Origin of the sequence: Thermogemmatispora sp. (assembly GCF_019683635.1) — a bacterium.
Lineage (GTDB): Bacteria > Chloroflexota > Ktedonobacteria > Ktedonobacterales > Ktedonobacteraceae > Thermogemmatispora.
In genome coordinates this window covers 1-5,943 of the sequence record NZ_JADGIA010000266.1, presented here as the reverse complement: position 1 = coordinate 5,943, position 5,943 = coordinate 1, and the positions used below count along the sequence as shown (strand labels likewise).

The 5,943-nt window shown below is 61.4% G+C and carries 3 protein-coding genes and 1 pseudogene; 1 reads left to right on the top strand and 3 read right to left on the bottom strand.

Annotation, left to right across the window (positions count from 1 at the left end; translation table 11 throughout):
- Positions 1-2,293 (bottom strand): annotated as a pseudogene (locus IRZ31_RS19635) (hypothetical protein); the annotation flags it as partial.
- Between the two features lie 14 nt (positions 2,294-2,307).
- Positions 2,308-3,495, bottom strand: coding sequence for a hypothetical protein (locus tag IRZ31_RS19630; protein WP_297156908.1), 1,188 nt, complete (start codon positions 3,493-3,495; stop codon positions 2,308-2,310).
- A gap of 621 nt (positions 3,496-4,116) precedes the next feature.
- Between IRZ31_RS19630 and IRZ31_RS19625 the strand changes: the two genes are divergently transcribed.
- Positions 4,117-4,818, top strand: coding sequence for a 7-carboxy-7-deazaguanine synthase QueE (locus tag IRZ31_RS19625; protein WP_297156904.1), 702 nt, complete (start codon positions 4,117-4,119; stop codon positions 4,816-4,818).
- 243 nt (positions 4,819-5,061) lie between these two features.
- Here the strand turns inward: IRZ31_RS19625 and IRZ31_RS19620 are convergent, their stop codons facing one another.
- Positions 5,062-5,526, bottom strand: coding sequence for a hypothetical protein (locus IRZ31_RS19620; protein ID WP_297156902.1), 465 nt, complete (start codon positions 5,524-5,526; stop codon positions 5,062-5,064).
- Positions 5,527-5,943: the final 417 nt, after the last annotated feature.

Genomic DNA, 5,943 nt, shown 5'->3' with positions numbered 1-5,943 from the left:
CATGCAGGTGCAGCAAGAGCCAGCGCCCGACGCCCATGCAGCGGAAAAAGCGCAGCTCCCCCGGCTCTGAGGCGCGCTCGGATGAGCGTACATATTGAAATCCAAGGATGTTGCCCATTGGGGCATCTGGTAACAGGGGAGCGTAATCGGGCGGTGGGCTGTAGAAGAGCGTCGCGCTGCTGCCTTCGAGGCCAAAGAGAGCCTCCATCTCCCGCCAATCGTGGATCAGGGCATCCAGGCTATCGGCCAGGACCTCCAGCAAGAGGGCAAACTGCAGACGCACAGTCCAGATCTCTAGACCCTGCTCGTCTAGACAGACGAACGGCTGCCGCTGGAGCCAGCGCCGCAGCTGCTCGCGCACTCGTTCATCGTCTGGCAGACTGATGACCTGGCGCGTTAGAGCCGCGAGCTCATGCTCGCCGCGCTCCCCTAGCGGATCGTCGAGGAAGCGGGCCAGCGGCGGCCAGAACTCCTTATAGCGTCTCTCCTGCTCAGCCTGATCCAGAACTCTTGAGATACCACAGACAGCAACAGTCAGTTTTTCGAGAAGCGTGAGGCTGCTAAAGTAGCTGCCCTGTCTGGTGATCCATTCCATGAGCGCCCGCTCGCGCAGGAGCAGGCCATAGATGCTCACCGCCGCCTCGTTGGCTCGATGGAGGCGCCTGACCCAGGCTTGCACGCTCTCATCGCGCACCTGTCCCAGCCCCTCGCGGTAGAGCGCCGCCGGCACCTTGTTGAGCAAGGTTCCGAGCCAGGAATCGCCCCCCTTACTTACCAGGGTCAACGCCGGGCTGAACAGCTCATCAAGCTGCACCTGGACGCGATCAGCCTCATCGACGACCACCAGGTCGCAGAGGCGATAGACCAGCTCCAGGAAACGCAGATGGGGAGGACAGAGCTGCGGGTCAACGCTGGTGTAGATCAGGCTCTGGGGAGTGGCGACCCAGATGGCCGCCTCAACCAGTTCGCGCTGCCCAAGATGGGAGGGGCAGGCGCCATAGAAAGGGCAGGCATAGCTGCGACCTCGCTGGCCCTCTCCCAGCTGGACCAGCTCATCCTCTTCTGCGCCGGCATGGGCCCGGTCCTCTTCGCCTTCTCCGTCTGGCTCCGGCTCTTCCTCCTCCGCCGCTCGCAGCGTCAGACAGGGCGGGGCATCGGTGTCCAGTGGCGGCGACGCCTCGCTACATAGTCCATTGAGCAGGCAGGCGCTGCTGGTGTAATCAAAGCCCATATGCTCCTGTTCTATGGGGTGCTCGCTATAGACAGATGAGAGCATTTGATGCAGCTGCCTCCGGTGCTTGACACGGTTTGTCGCCCCCAGCACGGGCGACGCGCTCAGGCCCAGGCTGCGAAAGTACTGGACCCGCTCCAGCAGGCTCGTTACATCTCCGACAACCAGGGTGATGCGCTTGCCTCGCCGCGCCGCCCAAACCGCGAGCACGTCCATCAAGGTGGTCTTGCCAGTCCCTACCATACCTACCATGTGGAGGGCTCCCTCCAGTCGCAGGACATCCGCCGCTTGAAATTCGCTGTTCTCATCGGGGGCCAGATAGAGCTGAATACGCTCTAGTGCGCGGCGCCACTGCCGCGGCGCGAGCTGATGCAGCGCTTCCTGCTCATCGAGCCACTCCGCAGTCTCCAGGAGCTCGGCCCAGGGAATCGCAAGCGCTTCGTGCTGGCGCCGCTCGGGAAGTCGATGGCCCGGCGGCCAGGAAGAAGGCAGCGCTAGATCCGGCGGGATGATGACCGTTGTACGTCGACGTCCGCTTCTGCAGAGGTAGCGCCCAGCCGGGGCCAGGCGCAGCTTGCGCTCGCGATGGGGCAGCGGCTGGCGGCAGAGCTGCTGATAGAGCGCCAGCCGCTCGGGATAGAGGCTGACCGGACGCCGGCTATAGCGCCCGGTCTGGAGATCCACATCGTACAGGCGCAGCAGCTCGCTGACCCTGGTATAGTCCGCTAAGGCCCGCTCCCAGTGCCGGGCATTTTTATAGGCCAGCAATAGATGGCGAGCTACACCGATCATCTGTACATGCTCTTGATGAGAAGAGTGGAGTTCAGGCAAGGCGAATGAGTAGCCGGTCAGAAGCACCCATAGGGCCCGGGCAGAGGCCGCCGGCGCTACCTCGCTCAACAGGGTCAGGCCCAGCTCCACCTCGGCCAGGCGACGGGCATCGACCATCAACGGGGCTGCTGCTCCGTCTTCTTCGGCAGCTTGCGCGAGCTGGCTCAGCTTCGACAGCGCTTCCCGCAGCTTCTTCTCTACCATCTTCCATTGTTTCGAAAGATCGCGCATTGTCACTTTCCTCGTCAACACATCTCCAAAACTTCTCTGAGAAAGTCATCCTCAAAAGCCACCTTGATGCCGCTTGCGGCCAGCGAAGGACCGCGGAGGGTATCGTAGGCCGCCGTAAAGGCGCGTACATAGTCTGGCTGGAGGCTCCGACGCTCCTGGGGGAAGACGTAGTAGAATTGGTCACCCGCTTCAGCCGGCCAGCCATTCTGCTTGACATGTCGCGCCAGCAGATAAGGGTTGCTCCAATCCTTGACATCGACGGCCAGGGTTGCCCGAGCTACCACGACGCGCAGATCGTAGCGATCGTAATCGGGCCACAGCTCCACCTTGATCCCTTGCTCGCGTAAGCGGCGCTCTAGTCGCAACTCTGCACGGCCAGGCCACATCACAAACCACAGCAACCCGCGCTTGAGGCAGCGCACCTGCTCTAGAGGGTCAAGCCGGCGCAGCGACAGGCCCCCCGGCTCGGTAACGGTCTGGAGGGGCAGCGAGCGTTGACCACAGCGATCAATCACACAAACCAGGCTCCTCCCGCGCTGATCTGGCTGCAGCAAGGCCCCACAGTTGGGGCAGCAATAAAAGTGATTGTGATACATGGCTTCATAGGGAGCTTCTACGTACGCCTCGCGGAGCAGCTCCCGGAGCGGCTCCATGACCGGCGAGGCAGCTCCCCATTCGAGCAGCTCCTTCCCGGTAACCACCGGATGCTCAATCAACCAGCGCCGGAAGCAGACATAGGCCTCCGGGCTCTGATAGAGACGGCAACGGGCCAGGATACGCCCGATGAAATCCCGCTCCATCAGATCCGCTTCGACGTCGTCGGTCGAGCAGGCCAGCTCAAGACAGAGCTGCGATGGCCAGCGCCCATGCAATAGTACCTCCTGGTCCATCAGCTTCCAGCCGGGAGCCGCCCGATCCAGATCGAGCGACCACTCGGAGAGCGGCCTGCGACACCAGGCCAGCAGATCGACCACGCTCTTGATGAGCGGCAGGCCCCGCCGATAACGCAGCACGTTGAGCAAGTCTAGTCCCCTTTGCAGCGGCTTGGGGTAGCTGCCGTCTACGACAACCAGCCCGCCGGGACCAGCGCTACATTGCTCCTGATAGCGCACAATTCCGGTGGCAATCAGATGCAGGATGAGCAGCTCATGGGGCAAAGCTTCTGAGATACCGGCTTCCCCCGCTTGTCCTGCCTCTTCCATAGTCATTAGCTCCTTTCCTCTTCTACGGGTCCCGTCGCCATAGCGACTGAGTCGCACTCTGCGTAGAGTGTCCGCCCTGGCTACCCTTCCCCATCTCTCTCCTCACCACAAAAGGGGAAGCGCTTACCAGAAAGTCCTCTCCGATCAGATGCTGCCAGGCCCGTCTTGCCAACCGCTTGGCTTGCTCTGCCTATCGGTCCATTTGACCTCAAGGCCCATCCTATCGGGGTTGCAGTATTTTTTACTGCAAAAATATTTAGTATCTCAGGATGCGTTCTAAGAATAGCATATGCGACTCACAGAGTAAAGACTCTTTTTCATCCATTTATATCTTGTGCAACAAACAACGGCTCTGGCTCCTGCGCCCTCCCCTACGGCCTCCGCGCAAGAGCCAGCAGTAGAGCAGCCGGACCGATTGACAGACCAGAGAAAATCTAGCCAGGAGGGCAAACCAGACTCGCTGCACTGGTTTCAGCCGACGACCTTCTCCTGCTCTGCCCTGCTCTGCCGTCGCGGCGGGCACGTCGCCGGCCAGAAAGCAAGAGTGGCAGAACAGCCCCGTAGCACGGCCTACAAGACCGGGAAACATCAGCGAGGGAGGAAACGGACAGGCTTCTGACGATGTTAGTCATGGAGATCTATCGCTCGATCCAGGGTGAGGGCAGCCTGATGGGGGTACCGACAACCTTCGTGCGCTTCTTCGCCTGCAACTTGCGCTGCTCGTGGTGCGATACCAAGTATTCATGGAGCGTGCGCGAGGGCGGCAGCTGGGAAACGCTCTCGCCCGCAACGGTGGCGGAGCGCGTGGCCGCCCTGGGCGCCCGCCACGTGGTACTGACCGGCGGTGAGCCAACGCTACAGAAGGAGCTGCCGCAGCTAGCGACCCTGCTGAAAGCCCAGGGCTACCATCTGACGGTCGAGACGAACGCCACGATCTTTCCAGCGCTGGCCGTGCCGTTGATCGACCTGTGGAGCCTCTCGCCCAAGCTGCCCAGCGCCGGGAGCGGCGCAAACTATCTGCGCCATCCAGTCATTGAGCAGTTTTTACACAGCCTGGAGCCTGAGCACCAACAGTGGAAGTTCGTCGTGCGCGACGCCCACGACGAGCAGGCCCTGCGCTCCTTGCTGGAAGCTCATCCGCTCTTCAAAGAGCGTCGCTTGCCAATTATCGTGCAGCCGGAGGGCGATGCCGCCCTGCCAGACTATCCCGCGGCCCTGGCCTGGCTGGCTGAGCGTGTGCGTGATCCCTTCTGGGATCAGTACAACGTGCGCGTGCTGCCGCAGCTGCACGTCTTGATCTGGGGACGCCGCCGCCTGGTCTAATCTCCGCCGGCAGACCGCTCAGCTCTGGTTCCTGCACAGACATGCACAGGAGCGAGCCGCGCACCACCCACGGCCATCTCCTCTGCCGCGGTTGGCCCTGACCGGCTGGGAGCGAGCAGGGAAGCATCCTTCCTGGCTCCCGGCGGGCAGGGCCAGCTCTGCACATTGGTGCTCCTTACGGAACGGACCCCGCCCACCCTTGTCCTGGCCACCAGCCAGCGCGCCAGTGAGTGAAGAGCAGACCTAGCTCAACGGCTGCGGCGTGAGAGGCACAACAATCACTTCAACGCTGACACACTCGGGCAGAGGTGTAATCGGACCCTCCCCGGAGAGGCAGATGAGCGGCTGGTAGGTGCCAGCCTTAGCGTAGCTGTGAGCAGCAACCAGCTCTACCGGCGGAACTGGACAGGCAGCCGCGCATACAGGATACTTGGAGAGGCTACCATCCCCCCAGTCCACAATTACGATGGGAGAGGGGATCGCTGGATAGCAGGAGACCGTAATGACAATGTGGGCGGGCTGTCCCACCGCGACTTGCTGCTTCGATGGCGCCGCCGCCAGACAACCAGAGGCGACGGGAACGGTTGCCTCGGGGGCTCCCGAGGCGGCGTGCACTGGAGCCGCACCAAGTAGCACGGCAAGCGCCAGGGAGAGCAACAGACAACAGACTGCTGAGAGCGAGAGCAGCAGGGCTGAAATCCTTTTCATTGACCAGTGCTCCTTTCAACCTCAATCTGAGTTGGCGTCGCGATCGTCTCGTCAGTGGCGGAGAGAGAAGAGAAGATCGCAGAAGACACGGAGACGCCGCTGGTGAGCTGCTTTCTCTAAACAGGCTTCCCTGCTCAGCTATAAGTGTACCTGATCTACGCGAAAAGTCAACTACAGTCCAGTTGCTCGGAATCAACGGCGCCCCCTCGGCGGGACAGGCCCGGCCCTCTTCACCTGCTCCGCCAGTCTCTGCTCTAGAGAAGAGCGTTGCCTAGACCCTGTCTGTAAACTGCCCTTCTTCTGCCTAGCCGTCCCCTTGACAGGATGAAGCTGGGGAGGCTATATCTCTATTGATCGTCTTTCATCTTAAATAGAAATTCACTGTGATGATCAATCCCAGCATTCTGAAAATTTTCA